This is a genomic window from Janthinobacterium leeuwenhoeki, assembly GCF_051380795.1.
Classification (GTDB): Bacteria; Pseudomonadota; Gammaproteobacteria; order Burkholderiales; family Burkholderiaceae_D; genus Janthinobacterium.
In genome coordinates, this window is the sequence record NZ_JBNYXT010000007.1 from 35,745 (window position 1) to 53,357 (window position 17,613).

Consider the following 17,613-nt stretch of genomic DNA (forward strand, 5'->3'; position numbering starts at 1 on the left):
GCCCAAGGACGAGTAAGCGAGCATGACGACACTACATATCAAGAACGGCCACCTGATCGACCCTGCCAACGGCATCGATGGCTTGCAAGACCTGTTTATCGCCGACGGCAAAGTGCTGGCCGTGGGCAGCGCCCCGGCCGGTTTCACCGCCGACACCACCTTTGACGCGGCCGGCCTGGTGGTTGCCCCCGGCCTGGTCGACCTGTCCGCGCGCCTGCGCGAGCCGGGCTACGAATACAAGGCGACCCTGGAATCGGAATTACAGGCGGCCCTCCAAGGCGGCGTCACGAGCCTGGTGTGCCCGCCCGACACCGACCCTGTGCTTGACGAGCCGGGCCTGGTGGAAATGCTGAAATACCGCGCCAAGACGCAGAACAAGGCCCACGTACACCCGCTGGGCGCACTGACCATGGGCTTGAAGGGCAAGTCGCTGACGGAAATGGCCGAACTGACGGAAGCGGGTTGCATCGGTTTCGCGCAGGCCGAAGAGCCGATCGAAGACACCACCGTGCTGCTGCGCGCGATGCAGTACGCGAATACCTTCGGCTACACCGTCTGGCTGCGCCCGCAGGACCCGCATATCGGCCGCGGCGGCATCGCTCACAGCGGCCCGCTGGCGTCGCGCCTGGGTCTGTCGGGCGTGCCCGTGATGTCCGAAACCATCGCCCTGCACACAATTTTCGAATTGATGCGCGCCAGCCGCGCGCGCGTGCACCTGTGCCGCATCTCGTCGGCGGCGGGCCTGGAACTGATCCGCGCGGCCAAGGCCGAAGGCTTGCCCGTGACCTGCGACGTGGGCGTGCACCATGTTCACCTGACGGACGCCGATATCGGCTTTTTCGATCCGAACGCGCGCGTGACGCCGCCGTTCCGCAGCCAGCGCGACCGCGACGCGATCCGCGCCGGCCTGCTCGATGGCACGGTTGACGCCATGTGCTCCGACCATACGCCCGTCGACGACGATGAAAAATTGCTGCCGTTCGGCGAAGCCTCGCCCGGCGCCACAGGCCTGGAGCTGCTGCTGTCGCTGGCCCTGAAATGGGCCGATGACTACGCGCTGGCGCAGCCGCAAGCGGGCGCCCGTCCGCTGGCGCGCGCCGTGGCCAAGGTCACGTCCGACGCGGCCCGTGTCGCCGGCATACCGGCCGGCAGCCTGGCCGTGGGCGAAGCGGCCGATATCTGCGTCTTCGATCCTGCCGCGCGCTGGACCGTGTCGTCGGCATCGCTGGCAAGCCAGGGCAAGCACACGCCTTTCCTCGGCTATGAGCTGAGCGGCATCGTCAAGGCGACCATCGTGGCTGGACAGGTGGCGTTTCAGCGCTAATTGCAGCTAGTGCACCAGCGAAGGTGTCGAAGCCGGGGTCAGACCCGCCGGGTCTGACCCCAGATTTTGCTTGGGGTTGAGAGCCTTATTTAATTTGTTGGTGTCATTTGAAACTTCTGCTTACCTACCGCCTCGCGCGCATCGCCATTCACCTGGGCTGCGGCATGGCCAAGAGCGCCGTCCTCTTTCCCTGGCTGGACCTGGAAGGACGCAACCGGCGCATCCGCCGCTGGTCGACGCAACTGCTCGATATTTGTGGCGTGCACGTGGCGCAGCCGGCAGACAGCGTGCTGGCACTCGACCATGCGATGGTGGTGGCGAACCACGTTTCGTGGCTCGACATCTTCGTCATCAATGCCGTTCACCCCTGCCGTTTCGTCGCCAAGGCGGAAATCCGCGCCTGGCCGATCCTGGGCTGGCTGGCGGGACGCGCCGGCACCATCTTCATTTCGCGCGGCAGCAAGCGTGACCTGCGCCTGATCTTTCGGGGTCTGGTAGATAAATTGACGGCGGGCGAGCGCATTGCCTTCTTCCCCGAGGGCACCACCGCCGCGCAAGGACAGATACTGCCGTTCCACGCCAACCTGTTCGAGGCGGCCATCGACGCGCAAGTGCCGGTGCAGCCGTTCGCGCTCGTGTATGTGGATGACAAGGGGGCCTTGCACCACGCCGTCGACTTCATCGGCGACATGAGCTTCGCGCAAAGCATGGTGGCGATCCTGAGTGGCCCGCCGATCACGGCGCGCCTGACCTGTTTGGCGCCAGTGGCGACGCTGGACGCGCACCGGCGTGAATTGGCGGCGGCAACGCAGGCGGCGGTGGCCGCCGCGCTGCCGCTGGAAAAGGCTGCCTAGCTCATTGGCTTAGTTCTTCACGTGCAGCCAGCGCGCATGCGCGGCGCGGGCCAGGTAGTCGAGGATAAACCCTAAAATCCCGATCAGCACGATGGCGGCCATCAGCTCCGAATACGCGAGGCGGTCGCGCGTGTCGAGGATGAAGTAGCCGAGACCGGCCGACACGCCCAGCATTTCCGCCGGTACCAGCACGATCCAGATGATGCCGATGGCCAGGCGCACGCCCGTCAGGATGTCGGCCGTGATGCCCGGTAAAATCACCTTGAAGACGATCTCGCTGCGCGTGGCCGACAGGCTGCGCGCCAGCAGCAGCCAGTTCGGATCGAGCCGCGCCACGCCGGCCGCCGTATTGAGCAGAATCGGCCAGACGGCCGCAAACGCCAGCAGGAAGTATACGGGCGCGTCACCGACGCCCAGCACCATCACGGCAATCGGCATCCACGACAGCGGCGAAATCATGCGCAGCAGCTGGAACAGCGGCATGGCCGCGCCGGAAAAACTTTTCGACATGGCCACCAGCACGCCCAGCGGCACGCCGATGACGATGGCCAGCCCCAGGCCGACGGCCACCCTTTGCAGGCTCAGTACCACGTGCAGCCAGATGTCGGAACCGCCCAGCATTTCCTTGAATGCCAGCGCCGTGGGCAGCGGCGCAAAGGCGGTGGCGATGGGCGTGGATTTCTCCAGCGCCGTCACGCCCATGGACCACAGCAGCAAGGCACAGGCCAGCCCCACCAGGGGCAGGCCGAACTTCGTGAACAACTTGCTTGCCATCGTCAGACCGCCACGGTTTCGCTGCGCAGCAGATTGGCAGGCAGGCCGAAGGCGGCCGGGCCGCCGACTGCCGTGATGGCCTTGCGCACGAAGCGGTCATCGACCAGGTCGCGCGCGGCGAACTTCGGATCGAGCTTGGCCAGGAAGCGCGTATCGCCTTCGACCTTGGTGCGGCCGATGGCGCGCACCAGTTCTTCCGTGTATGAGGCAAATGGATACGGCTGGAAGTCGATGCGGCGCTGCTGCCAGTTCTTGTGCACGATCAGGCCCTGCTTTTCATAGCCGGCGTAATCGGTGGTGGCCAGCACCTTGGTCAGCACCTGCAGCGGATGCGGCGTGTAACGGTGCTCGCCCACGTTCGACAGCAGCTTGGCCGTGTCGACCTGGTTCGAGCGCGTCCACAGCTGCGCCTTGACGATGGCGTTGGTGACCTTTTGCGCCCATTCGGGACGCGTGTTGATGTCGCGTTCGGACAGGAAGGTGACGCAGCATGCATGGTTTTTCCACACGTCGCCCGAGAAGCGCAGGATCTTGCCGATGCCGGCGTTTTCCGCCGCCGCATTGAACGGCTCGGCCACGATGTAGCCGGCGATGGACTTGCTGGCCAGCGCGGAGACCATTTCGGCCGGCGCCAGCACGATCAGGTTGACTTCATTCGGCTTGATGGCCGCGTTGCGCGCGCGCGTGACGGGCGTCAAGCCATTCGAGGACAGGATTTGCTGCAGCAGGATGTTGTGGATCGAGTACCAGAACGGGATGGCGACCGTGCGCCCGCCCAGGTCGGAGACCTTGTTGATCTCGTTGGCCACCGTCAGCGCGGAGCCGTTGACGTGGTTCCAGGCGACGACTTTCGCCGGGAACTTGGCGCCGTAGCGCACCCACAGGGTGGCCGGCGACAGCAGGTGAATCACGTTGACCTGGCCGGCGACGAAGGCTTCGATGATCTGCGCCCAGCTGCGGAACAGGCGCGGCGTTTCCGCCTGCAAGCCTTCCGCTTCGAACATTTTTCGGGCGTGGGCGACGAGCAGCGGGGTGGCGTCGGTGATCGGCAGGTAGCCGATTTTCACCGGCTGGTCGTCGCCTTTCGGGCCTTGCTGGGCCATGGCGTCGCCAGCGAACAGCAGCGGCGAGGCAACGCTGGCCGTGGCCAGGGCCGACATGCGCAGGAAGTCGCGCCGCGTCAGGCCGCAGTCGCAATCGGACGAGGCGCAGATGTGCAGGGGTTTGTTATCGTTGGGGAGGGGCATGATGGGTTCCAATAAGGTGCATTAATGTGCGGCGTGGGCCTGGTCTTGCTGTTGTAGCGCCTGCAGCGCGGCAAGGATATCCATTTTCAGGGCGATCACCTCGGTGCTGTGGCCGATGCGCGGCTGGGCGATGGCGACGGGCCACTCGCGCACGATGTTGCCCGGTTTGCCACCCATCAGCAAGATGCGGTCGGCCACCAGGATGGCTTCATCGATATCGTGCGTGACCAGCAGCACGGCCGTGTGCCAGCGGTGCACCACGTCGACCAGCAGCGATTGCATCTCGGCGCGCGTGATGGCGTCGAGCGCGGAAAATGGTTCGTCGGCAAACAGTAGTTCCGGTTCGCGCGCCAGCGCGCGGGCCAAGGCCACGCGCTGCGCCATGCCGCCCGACAGGGCGGACGGGTACAGCTTTTCGCGGCCCTTCAGGCCCACCGCTTCGATGGCTTGCGCCACGCGCGCCTGGTGCGCCTCGCGCGTGAGCTGCGGCTGGTGCTTGAAGTCTAGGCCAAAACCGGCATTGCCCGTGACGTTCAGCCACGGCAAAAGGCTCGCCTGCTGGAACACGAGGGCGCTGCGCGGATCCGGTTCGCGCATGGGCGTATCGAGAAACTGGATCGCGCCCGTCGACGGCGGCTGCAAGCCGGCCAGCACGCGTAGCAGGCTCGATTTGCCGCAGCCGCTGCCGCCCAGCAGGCAGACAATTTCGCGCTTGCGCACGCCCAGCGAGACGTGCTGGAACACGGGCGCCGTGCCAGGATAGGCGTAGCTGAGGTCCTGCGCCTGCAGCGCCCAGTCTTGCGCAGCTGCCGTCATGCGGGTGCTCCCGCGGCCTTGGCCGCCTGCTGGCTGTCGAACAGCTGCAAGGCTGCCTGCAATTGCGTCAGGCTGGGGGTGACGATGGGGATGAACGACGATTCGCGCCAGCGGCGGGCAAAGCCCTGCTGCTCCGCGTTCAGGTAGGCGCGCCCGCCCATGGCTTGCAGTTCCAGCATCAGCGCCTGCTGCAGCACGTCGGCCAGCTGTATGCGCAGGCGGAACATGGCTGGCGCCTGCGTCTTGAAGCGGCCATCGTGCACGCCGGCCAGCAAGGTGTCGACGGCGGCCTCCAGGGTCGCTTGCAGCGCTTCGATGCGTGGCGTGAGCTGGTTGCGCGAACCGGCGGAAATCTGCGCCGCTTTGGCCAGGCTGGCGCGCGCCAGGCCGATCGACAGGCCGCATTGCATGCCGAGGAACGATGGACGCACCTGCGGCAGCCAGGCTGGCGCGTTGTCGCTGATGATGTCCGCGGCGGGGATGTGTACCTGCGCCAGTTTGACGGAGGCCGTATTGCTGCCGCGCAGGGCGATCAGGTCCAGGTCGTCGCTGCGCTTGACGCCTGCCGTGCTGCTGTCAAAGGCGACGATGACGGGTGGGGCGCCGTCGTTGGGCGCCACGGCGGCCGCCGCGACAAAGCCCGCCTTGCGCAAGTTCGTCACCCAGGCCAGGCCGCCATCGACCAGCAAGCCGTCGTCGTGGCGCGCGCCCGTGATTTGCAGCTGCTCGATGCCGGACAAGAATTTCATGGCGTTCGACAAACCGCTGGCGCCTGCCTGCGTGCCTGCCAGCAGGCCTGGCAAGCGGCGCTCGGCCAGCGCGCGGTTCTCGCTTTGCAGCAGGAATTCGATGAAGCAGCGCTGGCCCCAGAAGACAAAAGCGGCCGTCACCGATTGCCCGGCCACTTTGGCGATGGCGGCGATGGCGTCGCGCACGTCGCCGCCCGCGCCGCCATGTTCCTGCGGCACGCCGATGGCCAGCAGCTGGTCGCCAGCGAGGGCGGGCAAAACGGTTTCAGCCAGTGCCGACGATTGGTCGAGCTGGTCGGCATGCGTGTGCAGCCAGTCAGTGAGCTTGCCCATGTCAGACGGCGCCAGGCAGGTAGGGCGTCAATTGCGGATTGACGGGCGTGCCGGCGAGACTATTGGAGAAATTGCACAGGGTGGCCAGGCTGATGCCCAGCACGACTTCCAGCGCCTGCTGTTCGTTGTAGCCGGCTGCCAGGAAGGCTTGATATTCGGCGTCGCTGACGGCGCCGCGCGTGGCGATGACGGCCGTGGCGAAGGCGGCGACGGCATCCAGTTTGGCATCACCCGTCGGCTGGCCGTGCTGCAGGGCGCGCACCGTGTCTGGCGTCTGGCCCGCTTTTTTCAGCGAGATGGCGCTATGGCCGGCGATGCAGAAGTCGCAGCCATGGATGCGCGCTGCCGTGATCTGCACCACTTCGCGTTCCATTAACGTCAGGCTGGCACGCGCATTGATGCCGGAGACGGTCAGATAGGTTTCCAGGGCTAGCGGGGCGTTGGCCAGCACGCCGATCAGGTTGGGCAGGAAGCCATTGTTGGCGATAGCCTTTTCCACGAAGGGGCGGCTGTCGGCCGGGGCGGTATCGAGAGTGTGCAGCGTCAGACGGGACATGGGGTACCTTGCTAAGTTGGTAAGTCACCCGGGCATTATATCGGCCATGCCGTGCGCGTAACAGACGTCAGCGTCGTCCTTTTGTGCTCGTTCGTCTTTGATTTCGCCAACCTTGATCTCAGTTTGCCAGCTGGCGCAGGCGCTGGTCGCGCCGGTAGGCGCCCGGCTGCTCGCCCGTGACCCGCTTGAAGGCGCGCGTAAAGGCGGCGTGCGAGCGGTAGCCCACCAGTTCGGCCGCGCGTTCGACGGAGAGGCCATCGTGCAGCCGGCGCGCGGCGATCTTCATGCGCAGCAGGAGCAGGAACTGGGCCGGCGAGTGGCCGCTGGCGCTGGCGAAATGCTTGCAGAAGCTGGCGCGCGACATGCACGCTGCCTTGGCCATGTTCTCGATCGACCAGTCGGCGGCGGGGGCGTCGAGCATGCGTTCGAGCAGCGGCGAAAACGCGGGCTGGTGCAGCAGCGACAGCAGGCCGGCCGCCACCTGCTCCCCCTGCGCCACATGACGGATCAGGTAAAAGAACAGCAGTTCGACTAGGCGCGCGATCAGCGGCGACGGTTGTTCCGGATCGCCGCCCGCTTCAAGCAGGATCAGGTCGAACAGCGAAGCGGCGGCGCTGAAGGCGGGCGCGTCGCCGCGTATCAGCAGATACGGCGGGAAGGAGTCGACGATCAGCGCGGAGAGGGCGCCGCGAAATTGAAAGAAGCCGCAGGCCAGCGCCGTCGCCTGCTCGTCCGTGGGCGATTGCAGCGGCAGCATGGCTTGCGCGCTCGCCGCCTGCAGCGGGTCGCTGTGGGGACTGAGAAAGTGTGGCAAGTCGCGCAGCAGGAAGACGCCGTCGCGCGGGCCGAGGGCAATCGGCGCCGCGCCATCGAGGTGCAAATAGCAGTGGCCATCGAGCACCAGGTGAAAGCTGCCCAGTTCACGGCCCGCCGTGGAGGCGCGCCAGCGGCCACAGTACTGGCCCACATGCAGGACGGCGGTGTCGAGTTCCAGGCTGCCGAGCAGCCAGCGCGCCAGTCTGTCGGTATCAGGATGCATGGGATCGCACAGGCAAAAGCGCCATCATACGGGCCACGCGCGGCAAGGCCAACGACCGATTTCGACTAAGCATATGCGTGCCATGCCTGCCGCTTACTGCTTGCCACTGTGCTGCTGGAAAGCAGGACAGTCGACTTGCAGCAGCGAGCGGTCTTCCAGGCACACGGCCGACAGTTTTCCACCCCACACGCAGCCGCTATCAAGGCCGATCAGGTGCTCCCGCAACTGCAGTCCCAGCGCCGACCAGTGGCCGAAGACGATGGTGTCGCCAGCGCTGCGCCGTCCCGGCACGTCGAACCAGGGCAGCAGGCCGGAGCCCGGCGGCGGGCTGCCGCTCTCCTTCATTTTGAAGTCCATCACGCCGTCCGGCGTGCAAAAGCGCAGGCGCGTCATGGCGTTGACGATGCAGCGCAGCCGGTCGGCGCCCTGCAGCTCGTCGCGCCAGGCGGCCGGCTCGTTGCCGTACATGCTGCGCAGGAACGCCACCCAACCGTCGCTGCGCAGCATGGCGGACACTTCCCCGCTCAGGGACAGGGCCTGGGCCGCGCTCCATTGCGGCAGCAAGCCCGCATGCACGAGCACATGGCCATCGTGTTCCAGTGCCAGTGGCCGCTGGCGCAGCCAGTTGATCAACTCATCGCGGTCGGGCGCGTCGAGGATTTCTGCCAGCGTATCGGACGCATGCTCGGGGCGGATGCCGTTGGCCACGGCCAGCAGGTGCAAGTCATGGTTGCCCAGGACGCTGTCGGCCAGGCCCTGCTGCGCCAGCGCGTATACGTGGCGCAGGGTGGCCAGCGAGGCCGGGCCGCGATTGATCAAGTCGCCCGCGAACAGCAGGCGGTACGGGCCATCTGCCGCCGCCTGGATCCGTTCGATCAGCTCGACGGTTTGTGCATGGCAGCCTTGCAGATCGCCGATAAAGTAAGTTTTCATATGTGCCAGGGGGAAGTGAACTGCGCGCCTGCATTATAAGCATGCCAGCCCTTTGGCGTTGGGTACATTGCCTTTCTTTCAGCAATTGCGCGCACGGCCGACGGGAAGAAGAAGCGGATACCGATTATGCTGCATGGGGATTTAATTGAGCTGCATTTCCCGCTGCCGCATATCGATAATAATCCCTCAGCAGGTTTTTCGGCATGGATCGCCGCGCCATGCCAGCCTTGCAAGCAGCATGCGCAGGCATGCCGGAATGCCACTCATCCATATTTATTTATTTTTCACGCCCGCTTTCGGCATATTCCTCATGCAATCTTAATGTTGAGCAGATAAATATGCCGATGGCTGTGATTTAATGGGCGATGGATTATGCAACGGTGCGCAGATGTTTATGCAATGTAGTATATTTCACGTGATTTTATTATTTAATAATGTAAAGGATATACCGGATGGATCTGTCTACGATGACGTTGCTGGAATTGCGCAAGCTGGAAGATAATGTGAAGCAGGAATTGAACGGCCGCGAGCGTGAAGATTTGAACAAGGCGCGCGAACAGATCATGGCCATCGCGCAGCAAGCGGGTATTCCGCTGAAACAGCTGATACTCGACGGCTTGCACCCGCGCACGGGCAAAGTCGCAGTACGTTACCGCCATCCTGACAATGCGGCCGAGCAATGGACAGGCCGTGGTCGCCAGCCGCTGTGGGTCAAGCAGTGGGTGGAATCGGGCAAGTCGATCGATCTGCTGCGCGTATAATTCGGTATACTCTTGGCGCAGTAGCAAGCGTTTGGTCGCGTTGCTACTTGCCAGGCACCCCATTTGACCCTACTTTATACCGCCCACACCATGCTTCCATTGTCCAGAACGATCTTCAAGGCCTACGATATTCGCGGCATCATCGCTAAAACCCTCGATGCCAGTGTGGCCCACAAGATCGGTCAGGCATTTGGCCAGGCAGCCCTGGCCAAGGGCGAGCAGCGGGTCGTGATCGGCCGCGATGGCCGCCTGTCGGGGCCGGAATTGACGGCGGCGCTGGCGCAGGGTTTGCAAGCGGCAGGCGTCGACGTGATCGACCTGGGCGTGGTGGCCACGCCGATGGTTTATTTCGGCACGAATGTGCTCGACACGCGCTCCGGCATCATGGTCACGGGCAGCCACAATCCACCCGACTACAACGGCTTCAAGATGGTGCTCGCGGGCGAAGCGATCCACGGCGAGGCGATCCAGGCGCTGTACCACAGCATCGTCGCGCATGACGGCAGCGCCAGCGCCAACCCGGGCAGCTACACCATGCACGATATCCGCGCCGCCTATCTGGAGCGCATCCTGGGCGACGTCAAGCTGGCGCGCCCGATCAAGATCGCCGTCGATTGCGGCAATGGCGTGGCCGGCGCATTCGCGGGCGATCTGTTCCGCGGCATGGGTTGCGAAGTCATCGAACTGTTCTGCGAAGTCGACGGTAATTTCCCTAACCACCACCCGGACCCGGCGCATCCGGAAAACCTGCAAGACCTGATCCGCTGCCTGGCCGAGACGGATGCCGAAATCGGCATCGCCTTCGATGGCGACGGCGACCGCCTGGGCGTGGTCACCAAGGATGGCCAGATCATCTACCCTGACCGCCAGATGATGCTGTTTGCCGCCGACGTGCTGACCCGCCACCCAGGCGCGCAGATTTTGTATGACGTGAAATGCACGCGCCACCTGGCGCCGTGGATCAGCAAACATGGCGGCGTGCCGCTGATGTACAAGACGGGCCACTCGCTGGTGAAAGCCAAGCTGCGCGAGACGGGGGCGCCGCTGGGCGGCGAAATGAGCGGCCATATCTTCTTCAAGGACCGCTGGTACGGTTTTGACGACGGCCTGTATTCGGCCGCCCGCCTGCTGGAAATCCTCACACGCGAAGCCGATCCTTCGGCCCTGTTGAACTCCCTGCCGCAGTCCGACAGCACGCCGGAACTGCACCTGGAACTGAAGGAAGGCGAGAACGTCGCGCTGATGGACATGCTGCGCCGCGATGCCGTCTTCCCGGGCAATGAACAGATCATCACCATCGATGGCTTGCGCGTGGAATACGCGGACGGCTTCGGCCTGGCCCGCTCTTCGAACACCACGCCGGTGATCGTCATGCGCTTCGAAGCGGAAACGCCGCAAGCCCTGGCACGCATCCAGGGGCAGTTCAAGAGCGTGATCCTGGCCGCCAAGCCAGACGCCATGCTGCCGTTCTGACAGCATGGCCGGTCAATCAGGCGCACAGGCGCCCCTGAAAATCCTGCTGGTGCGGGTGTCTTCGCTGGGTGACGTGCTGCATAACCTGCCGATGGTGGCGGACATCGCCCGCCATTTTCCGCACGCGACCATCGACTGGGTGGTCGAGGAAGGCTATACCAGCCTGGTGCGCCTGAACCCGCGCGTGAATACGATTTTTCCGTTTGCGCTGCGGCGCTGGCGCAAGAGCCTGGGCAAGAAAGAGACGCGCGCGGAAATCGCCGCCTTCTTCCGCAGCCTGCGCCAGACGCGTTACGATTATGTGTTCGATACCCAGGGCTTGCTCAAGACGGGCATCATCATGGGCGCCGCGCGTCTGGCGCCGGGCGGACAGAAGGTCGGCCTGGCCAATGGCAGCGAAGGCTCCGGCTACGAAGGCATCTCGCGCCTGTTTCACACGAAAAGCATTCCGCTCGATCCGCGCACGCATGCGGTAGCGCGCGGTCGCCTGGTGGCCGCCGCCGCACTCGGCTACACGGTCGACACGCCGGCCGATTTCGGCTTGCCGACAGTGTCAGGCAGCGAGCCTCGCCCCGACTGGATGGGCGCGGCGCCCTACTGCGTGTATTTCCACGGTACGGCGCGCGACGCCAAGAAATGGGCGCCGCAGAACTGGATCGCCCTGGGCCATGCGCTCGCGCCCATGTCCATCTTGCTGCCCTGGGGGTCGCCCAAGGAAAAGGCGGAAGCCGAACAACTGGCGGCCAGCCTGCCGAACGCGCGCGTGCTGCCGAAACTGTCGATGGGCGACGCCAACCTGCTGGCGCGCCACGCGGCGCTGGTGGTCGGCGTCGACACGGGCCTGACGCATATCGCCGCCGCCTTTGTGCGTCCGACGGTGGAAATCTATGCCGATTCGCCACTATGGAAAACGGAAGGCAACTGGTCGCCGAAAATCATCAACCTGGGCGACAAGGGTGCGCCGCCCGGCGTGCCGGAAGTGCTGGCCGCGGCACAGCGCCTGCTGGCCGACTACCCTCCCGCCTGACTTCAACCGCCAGACTTCAACATTAAACAATCATGCGACTTCTTTATACCCTCGCCTGGTGGCTGGCCTTGCCCCTGGTGCTGGCGCGGCTGTGGCTGCGCGGACGCCAGGAACCCGGCTACCGCCAGCACTGGGGCGAACGCCTGGGCTTTTACGGGCGCAAGTCCGAGTCCCAGATGCCGACGCTCTGGTTGCACGCCGTCTCCGTCGGCGAGACGCGCGCGGCCGAGCCGCTGATCGATGCGCTGCTGGCAGCATGGCCCGCATGCCGCATCGTCCTCACGCACATGACGCCGACGGGGCGCGCCACGGGCAAGTCTCTGTTCGCCAAACACGGCGCGCGCCTGGTGCAAAGCTATCTGCCGTATGATACGGGCGCCATGCCGGCCAGTTTCATTCGCCATTTCGCGCCGCGCATCTGCATCCTGATGGAGACGGAAGTGTGGCCTAACCTGATCCACCAATGTAATCGCTACAAAGTGCCCGTGGTACTGGCCAATGCGCGATTGTCGCAGCGTTCGTTGGGCAAGGCGCAGCGCCTGGGTAAGCTCATCACCGATGCAGCGCGCGGCATCACCCTGGTGGCGGCGCAAACGCAGGATGACGCCGATCGCGTGCGCCAGTTGGGCGTGCAGGGCGTGCTCGTCACGGGCAGCATCAAGTTCGACGTCGTCGTGCCCGAGGCGGCGCTGGCGACGGGCGCCTGGCTGCGCGGCGCCATCGGTACACGCCCCGTGCTGCTGTGCGCCAGTACGCGCGAAGGTGAGGAGCAGTTGATCCTCGAAGCGCTGGTGCGCGCTAGCCTGCCACCTGACGCGCTGCTGCTGATCGTGCCGCGCCATCCGCAGCGCTTCGACGAGGTGGAAAAAATAATCGCCGCGCACGGCCTGGCCGTGCAGCGCAGGTCCGGCCTGACGCAGGACGACGCCGTTGCCGTGGGCACGCAGGTGCTGCTGGGCGACTCGATGGGCGAGATGTTTGCCTATTACGCGGCTTGCGATTGCGCTTTCGTCGGCGGCAGCCTGCTGCCGCTGGGCGGGCAAAACCTGATCGAGCCGGCGGCCCTGGGCAAGCCCGTGCTGATCGGTCCCCATACCTTCAACTTTGCGCTGGTGACCGAGCAGGCGATTGCCGCCGGCGGCGCCGCGCGGGTGGCGGATGCCGACGCGCTGATGGCGCAAGCGGCGGCATTGCTGCAGGATACTGCGCGTTTATCGGCGATGGGAGAAAAAGCGCTGGCGTTTGCCAACCAGCACCGGGGGGCCACGCCACGCACCATTGCTGCGCTCAAACCTTTGCTGCCAGCTTAATTGAACAGGACGGGCAATTCCTGCGAACGTTTTCTGAGCGTCTGCTTGGCGCCATCGTAGTCGGGATAGATCGATTCCACGGTGGCCCAGAAGCGGGGGCTGTGGTTCATTTCCAGCAGGTGCGACAGTTCGTGCGCCACCACGTAGTCGATCAGCGGCAGGGCGAAGTGGATCAGGCGCCAGTTCAGGCGGATCTTGCGCTCGATGGTGCAACTGCCCCAGCGCGTGCCGGCCGACGATAGCGACAATGAATCGTAGCGCACGCCCAGCTTGTCCGCATACACGTCCAGGCGCGCTTCGAACAGCTGGCGCGCCTCGTGCTGGAACCAGCCCTTCACTTTTTCCTTCAACTGTTGTTCGCTGCCCGTGGGCGTGACCCATACGTGCAGCTCATTGGTTTCGCGCTGGAAGCTGGCGCGGTGGCGCGGCGCCTGGTGCAGTCGCAATGTGATCTCGCCACCAAGGTAGGGCAGCACGGCGCCATCGACCCATGCCACGGGCTGGCGCTGCTGGCGCTGCACCTTGCGCTCGCCCCGTTCCAGCAGCTTCGAGACGATCCAGCCTTGCTTGGCGCGGATAGCGTTGTCGATTTCGGCCAGGGTGACGCGCTTGGGTGCCGTGACGCGCAAGCCGTTATCGTCGATCATGAAGCCGATGGAACGGCGCGTGGAGCGGCGCAGGGCGAATTCGACGAGGTGGTTGCCCAGCTGCAACTGGCGCAGCGGCGGGCCATCGGCGGTGCGTGGCGGGGAAGGCAGGGGAGGTGGGGCAGGACGGACGATGTGGGGCGCGGGTGCCACCAGCGGTGGCGCCACGGGCGGCGCTGGCGGTGCCGTGGGGCGCACCGCCGGGGGCGTGCTGGTCGAGACGTCATGCGCGAACAAATCCAGTTGCTGGTCGCCGACCTTGATGGTCTTCATCTGCTGGCGCAGTGTCGGCTCCTGGATGATCGCGCTGATGCCGTCTAGCCAGCGTTGTAGGCGTGAGGCGAAATGACGCGCATTTCTGATTCTATCCAATTTTCCACCTGTTGCATCATGCTGTCCGGGGTTTGCCCTTCCGGCGAAATCGGTTTGCCTATCGAGACGGTGATCAGTCCCGGGCGTTTGAGGAATGACTGCTTGGGCCAGCATTCGCCTGAATTATGCGCAATCGGTACCACCACGGCGCCCGTGGCGATGGCCAGGCGCGTGCCGCCGCTCTTGTACTTGCCCGCCTGGCCCACGGGGATGCGTGTGCCTTCCGGGAACATGATAATCCATTGGCCGTCGGCCAGGCGGCGCTTGCCATGCGCGACGACGCTCTTGAACGCATGCTTGCCCTGCTTGCGGTCGATGGGGATCATGCGCAGCAGCGCCATGGCCCAGCCGAAGAAAGGGATGTAGAGGATCTCCTTCTTGAATACATACACGAGCGGACGGGGCAGGCTGGGCAGCAAAAAGATGGTTTCCCATGCCGACTGGTGCTTCGACAGCACGATGGCCGGCGCATCGGGGAAATTCTCGGCGCCCTTGACTTCATAGCGGATGCCGCAAATGACCTTGGCACACCACAGGATAAACACGTTCCAGCGCGAGGTGACCCAATAGCGCTTGTTGTAGCTCAATGGCGCGGCAAAAAAACACACGCAGGCCCAGACGATGGTCGCCACGATCATGATGGTCATGAACAGCAGGGATCGCAGGAACAGGGAAATATTACGCAATGCGGTTCTCCGAAGATTAGATACTGAATGCCACGCTGGGCGCCGGTGCCGCTGGCGCCTTGAGCAGGTGGCTAACGACGGCGGCCAGGTCGGGGAAGACCTGGGTGCCGGGCGGCAGGCCACCCGTTTCGTTGGTTTTTTCGCCCTTGCCGGTCAAGACCAGGTAGGGCACGCAGCCGCTGATGAAACCGGCCTGCAGGTCGCGCAACGAATCGCCGACCGTGGGCACGCCTTTCAGGCTGGTGTTGTAGCGCTGCGAAATTTCATGGAACATGCCGGGCTTGGGCTTGCGGCAGTCGCAATTGTCCGCGCCCGCATGCGGGCAAAAGAAGATGGCATCGATATCGGCGCCCACCTGCTGCGCCAGGGTGTGCATCTTCTGGTGGATCGCGTTCAACACCGTCATGTCGAAATATTCGCGCGCGATGCCCGACTGGTTCGAGGCGATGACCACGCGATAACCAGCCTGGTTCAGGCGGGCGATCGCTTCGAGTGAGCCGGGAATCGGCAGCCATTCTGCCGGCGACTTGATGAAGTCCGGCGAGTCATGATTAATGACGCCGTCGCGGTCGAGAATAATCAATTTCAGCGCCGGAATGCCCATTATGCCGCCAGCTTGGAAATGTCGGCCACGCGGTTCATCATGCCGTGCAGCGACGACAGCAAGGCCAGGCGGTTGTTGCGCAGGGCGACATCCTCGGCCATCACCATCACGTCATTGAAGAAGCCATCGACGTCGTCGCGCAACTGCGCCAGCGTTTGCAGGGTGCTGGTGAAATCGCCCTTGGCGAAGGCCGCGTCGATTTCCGGCTGCACGCGCGAGACGGCGGCGGCGAGTTTCTTCTCCGCCTCGTCCTGCAGCAGCGCCACGTTGACGCCGCCGGCGGCGACCTGGTTGACGGCTTCCTCGTTCTTTTTCAGGATGTTGGTGATGCGCTTGTTGGCGCCTGCCAGCGAAGCGCTTTCCGGCAGGGCGGCAAACGCCTGCACGGCTTCCAGGCGCTGCACGATGTCGTCCAGGCGGTCCGGGTTTTGCGCCACGACGGCTTCGATTTCATTCGGCGAGAAGCCGCGTTCGCGCAGGATGCCGCGCAGGCGGTCCAGCATGAAGGTGGTCACATCCGCCACCGGGTCCTTGAAGCCGGGAATGGCTGCGAACTGTGCGGCAGCATCCGCCAGCAAGCCCTGGATAGACAAGGGCAAGCGCTTTTCCAGCAGCATGCGCAGCACGCCCAGGGCGTGGCGGCGCAGCGCGAACGGGTCCTTGTCGCCCGTCGGCACCAGGCCGATAGACCAGATGCCGACCAGGGTTTCGAGCTTGTCGGCCAGGGCCACGGCGGTGCCGGTGGCGGTCGATGGCAGGGCGTCGCCGGCAAAGCGCGGCTGGTAGTGCTCGGAAGCGGCCAGCGCCACTTCTTCCGGTTCGCCGTCATGGCGCGCGTAATACGTGCCCATGATGCCTTGCAGCTCGGGGAATTCGCCCACCATGTCGGTCAGCAAATCGGCCTTGGCCAGCAGGGCGCCGCGTTCGGCCAATGCCACGTCGCCACCCAATTTTGCCGCGATGGCGCCGGCTAATGCTTTGACTCTTTCCGTGCGGGCCGCTTGCGTGCCCAGCTTGTTGTGATACACGACGTTGGCCAGCAGCGGCAGACGCGCTGCCAGGGTCTTCTTCTTGTCTTGCTCGAAGAAGAACTTGGCGTCGGACAGGCGCGGACGCACGACGCGCTCGTTGCCGCCGATGATGTGTTCCGGCGTGTCCGTCTCGATGTTCGAGACGATCAAAAAGCGCGAACGCAGCTTGCCTTCGCTGTCGGTCAGCGCAAAATATTTCTGGTTTGTCTGCATGGTGAGGATCAGGCATTCCTGCGGCACGGCCAGGAATTCTTCCTCGAAGTGGCATTCATACACGACCGGCCATTCGACCAGGGCCGTCACTTCGTCGAGCAGCGCTTCGGGCATCAGCACCTGGTCGGCACCCGCCTTGTCCAACAACTGGGCGCGGATGCGCTCCTTGCGTTCCTCGTTGCTGGCGATGACGCTGGCGTTGAGGATCAGCGACGGCGCATAGTTTTCCGCGTGCGCGATGGTGATAGCCTTGCCGTCGGTGAGGAAGCGGTGGCCCAGGGTGGTGCGGCCGGCCGTGAGTCCCAGCAGCGTCAGGGGCAGGATATTGATGCCGTGCAGGGCGATCAGGCTGTGGGCCGGGCGCACGAATTGCACGGTGGTGCCGTCCGGGCGCTGATAGCTCATCAGTTTTGGAATCGGCAGCTTGGCGGCCGACTCCGTCAATGCCGCCTGCGCGCCGGTGGCGAGCTGGCTGCCTGGCGCCGTGTAGGTGTAGAAGAAGCTTTCGGCCTTGCCATCGACGGCGCGTTCCAGTTCCGCCACCGTCAGGTCGGGGAAGCCCAGCGCGGCCAGTTTCTTGGCCAGCGGCGGTGTACCGTTGCCGTTCGCGTCCAGCGCCACGGAGACGGGCAGGACTTTTTCGCGGATCGATTTATCGGGCGAGACTTCGCGCACGTTGGTGATGGAGACGGCCAGGCGGCGCGGCGAGGCGTAGCTGGTGGCGACGCTGTCGGCTTCCAGGAAGTCGCGCGCTTTCAGGCCGTTGACGATACCGGCCGTGAAGGCGGTGCCCAGTTTGGCCAGCGCTTTCGGCGGCAGTTCTTCGGTCAGCAGTTCGATGAGCAGTGTTTGGTTCATGGTGTT

Annotated in this window: 17 protein-coding genes; 6 read left to right on the top strand and 11 right to left on the bottom strand. The window is 64.6% G+C overall.

What is annotated here, in order from left to right; all coding sequences use genetic code 11:
• Positions 1-22: 22 nt before the first annotated feature.
• Both ACQ4WS_RS08390 and ACQ4WS_RS08395 read left to right on the top strand, forming a co-directional pair.
• Entirely contained in the window at positions 23-1,324 is a 1,302-nt protein-coding gene (locus ACQ4WS_RS08390) for a dihydroorotase (protein ID WP_436475309.1), read from the top strand.
• Between the two features lie 107 nt (positions 1,325-1,431).
• Entirely contained in the window at positions 1,432-2,178 is a 747-nt protein-coding gene (locus ACQ4WS_RS08395; RefSeq protein ID WP_436475311.1) for a lysophospholipid acyltransferase family protein, read from the top strand.
• A gap of 9 nt (positions 2,179-2,187) precedes the next feature.
• Here ACQ4WS_RS08395 and ACQ4WS_RS08400 read toward each other — a convergent pair whose 3' ends face one another.
• From ACQ4WS_RS08400 to ACQ4WS_RS08430, 7 genes are all read right to left on the bottom strand, one after another.
• Positions 2,188-2,952: an ABC transporter permease gene (locus tag ACQ4WS_RS08400; RefSeq protein WP_101482751.1), complete on the bottom strand. Its 765-nt coding sequence runs from the start codon at positions 2,950-2,952 to the stop codon at positions 2,188-2,190.
• 2 nt (positions 2,953-2,954) lie between these two features.
• A complete protein-coding gene (locus ACQ4WS_RS08405) occupies positions 2,955-4,199 on the bottom strand; it encodes an ABC transporter substrate-binding protein (RefSeq protein WP_436475313.1) in 1,245 nt (414 codons plus the stop codon).
• A 21-nt stretch (positions 4,200-4,220) separates the two neighbouring features.
• Positions 4,221-5,015, bottom strand: coding sequence for an ABC transporter ATP-binding protein (locus ACQ4WS_RS08410; protein ID WP_436475315.1), 795 nt, complete (start codon positions 5,013-5,015; stop codon positions 4,221-4,223).
• Positions 5,012-6,097, bottom strand: coding sequence for an acyl-CoA dehydrogenase family protein (locus ACQ4WS_RS08415; RefSeq protein WP_436475317.1), 1,086 nt, complete (start codon positions 6,095-6,097; stop codon positions 5,012-5,014). The genes ACQ4WS_RS08410 and ACQ4WS_RS08415 overlap by 4 nt, the downstream gene beginning before the upstream one ends.
• 1 nt (position 6,098) lies before the next feature.
• Positions 6,099-6,653, bottom strand: a complete 555-nt coding sequence (locus ACQ4WS_RS08420) for a carboxymuconolactone decarboxylase family protein (protein ID WP_436475319.1) — start codon at positions 6,651-6,653, stop codon at positions 6,099-6,101.
• Positions 6,654-6,771: 118 nt separating this feature from the next.
• A complete protein-coding gene (locus ACQ4WS_RS08425; RefSeq protein ID WP_436475321.1) occupies positions 6,772-7,692 on the bottom strand; it encodes an AraC family transcriptional regulator in 921 nt (306 codons plus the stop codon).
• Positions 7,693-7,785: 93 nt separating this feature from the next.
• Positions 7,786-8,625, bottom strand: coding sequence for a symmetrical bis(5'-nucleosyl)-tetraphosphatase (locus tag ACQ4WS_RS08430; protein WP_436475323.1), 840 nt, complete (start codon positions 8,623-8,625; stop codon positions 7,786-7,788).
• 452 nt (positions 8,626-9,077) lie between these two features.
• Between ACQ4WS_RS08430 and ACQ4WS_RS08435 the strand changes: the two genes are divergently transcribed.
• From ACQ4WS_RS08435 to waaA, 4 genes are all read left to right on the top strand, one after another.
• Positions 9,078-9,386 carry an H-NS histone family protein gene (locus ACQ4WS_RS08435; protein ID WP_436475325.1) on the top strand — a complete coding sequence of 103 codons (309 nt, stop codon included), beginning with the start codon at positions 9,078-9,080 and terminating at the stop codon, positions 9,384-9,386.
• 90 nt (positions 9,387-9,476) lie between these two features.
• Complete coding sequence (locus ACQ4WS_RS08440) at positions 9,477-10,859, top strand: phosphomannomutase/phosphoglucomutase (RefSeq protein WP_436475327.1); 1,383 nt, start codon at positions 9,477-9,479, stop codon at positions 10,857-10,859.
• A 4-nt stretch (positions 10,860-10,863) separates the two neighbouring features.
• Complete coding sequence (waaC, locus tag ACQ4WS_RS08445) at positions 10,864-11,886, top strand: lipopolysaccharide heptosyltransferase I (RefSeq protein ID WP_436475328.1); 1,023 nt, start codon at positions 10,864-10,866, stop codon at positions 11,884-11,886.
• 32 nt (positions 11,887-11,918) lie between these two features.
• Positions 11,919-13,196: a lipid IV(A) 3-deoxy-D-manno-octulosonic acid transferase gene (gene waaA, locus ACQ4WS_RS08450; protein WP_436475330.1), complete on the top strand. Its 1,278-nt coding sequence runs from the start codon at positions 11,919-11,921 to the stop codon at positions 13,194-13,196.
• Here waaA and ACQ4WS_RS08455 read toward each other — a convergent pair.
• Genes ACQ4WS_RS08455 through glyS form a run of 4 tightly spaced genes read right to left on the bottom strand, consistent with a single transcriptional unit; the run spans position 13,193 to position 17,607 of the window.
• Complete coding sequence (locus ACQ4WS_RS08455; protein WP_436475617.1) at positions 13,193-14,116, bottom strand: M48 family metallopeptidase; 924 nt, start codon at positions 14,114-14,116, stop codon at positions 13,193-13,195. The genes waaA and ACQ4WS_RS08455 overlap by 4 nt on opposite strands.
• Before the next feature lie 44 nt (positions 14,117-14,160).
• Positions 14,161-14,901 carry a lysophospholipid acyltransferase family protein gene (locus ACQ4WS_RS08460; RefSeq protein WP_100874414.1) on the bottom strand — a complete coding sequence of 247 codons (741 nt, stop codon included), beginning with the start codon at positions 14,899-14,901 and terminating at the stop codon, positions 14,161-14,163.
• Positions 14,902-14,917: 16 nt separating this feature from the next.
• Entirely contained in the window at positions 14,918-15,505 is a 588-nt protein-coding gene (gene gmhB / locus ACQ4WS_RS08465; RefSeq protein ID WP_436475333.1) for a D-glycero-beta-D-manno-heptose 1,7-bisphosphate 7-phosphatase, read from the bottom strand.
• Positions 15,505-17,607 (bottom strand): glycine--tRNA ligase subunit beta, encoded by a 2,103-nt coding sequence (gene glyS, locus ACQ4WS_RS08470; RefSeq protein WP_436475335.1) that lies wholly within the window; start codon positions 17,605-17,607, stop codon positions 15,505-15,507. The genes gmhB and glyS overlap by 1 nt, the downstream gene beginning before the upstream one ends.
• Positions 17,608-17,613: the final 6 nt, after the last annotated feature.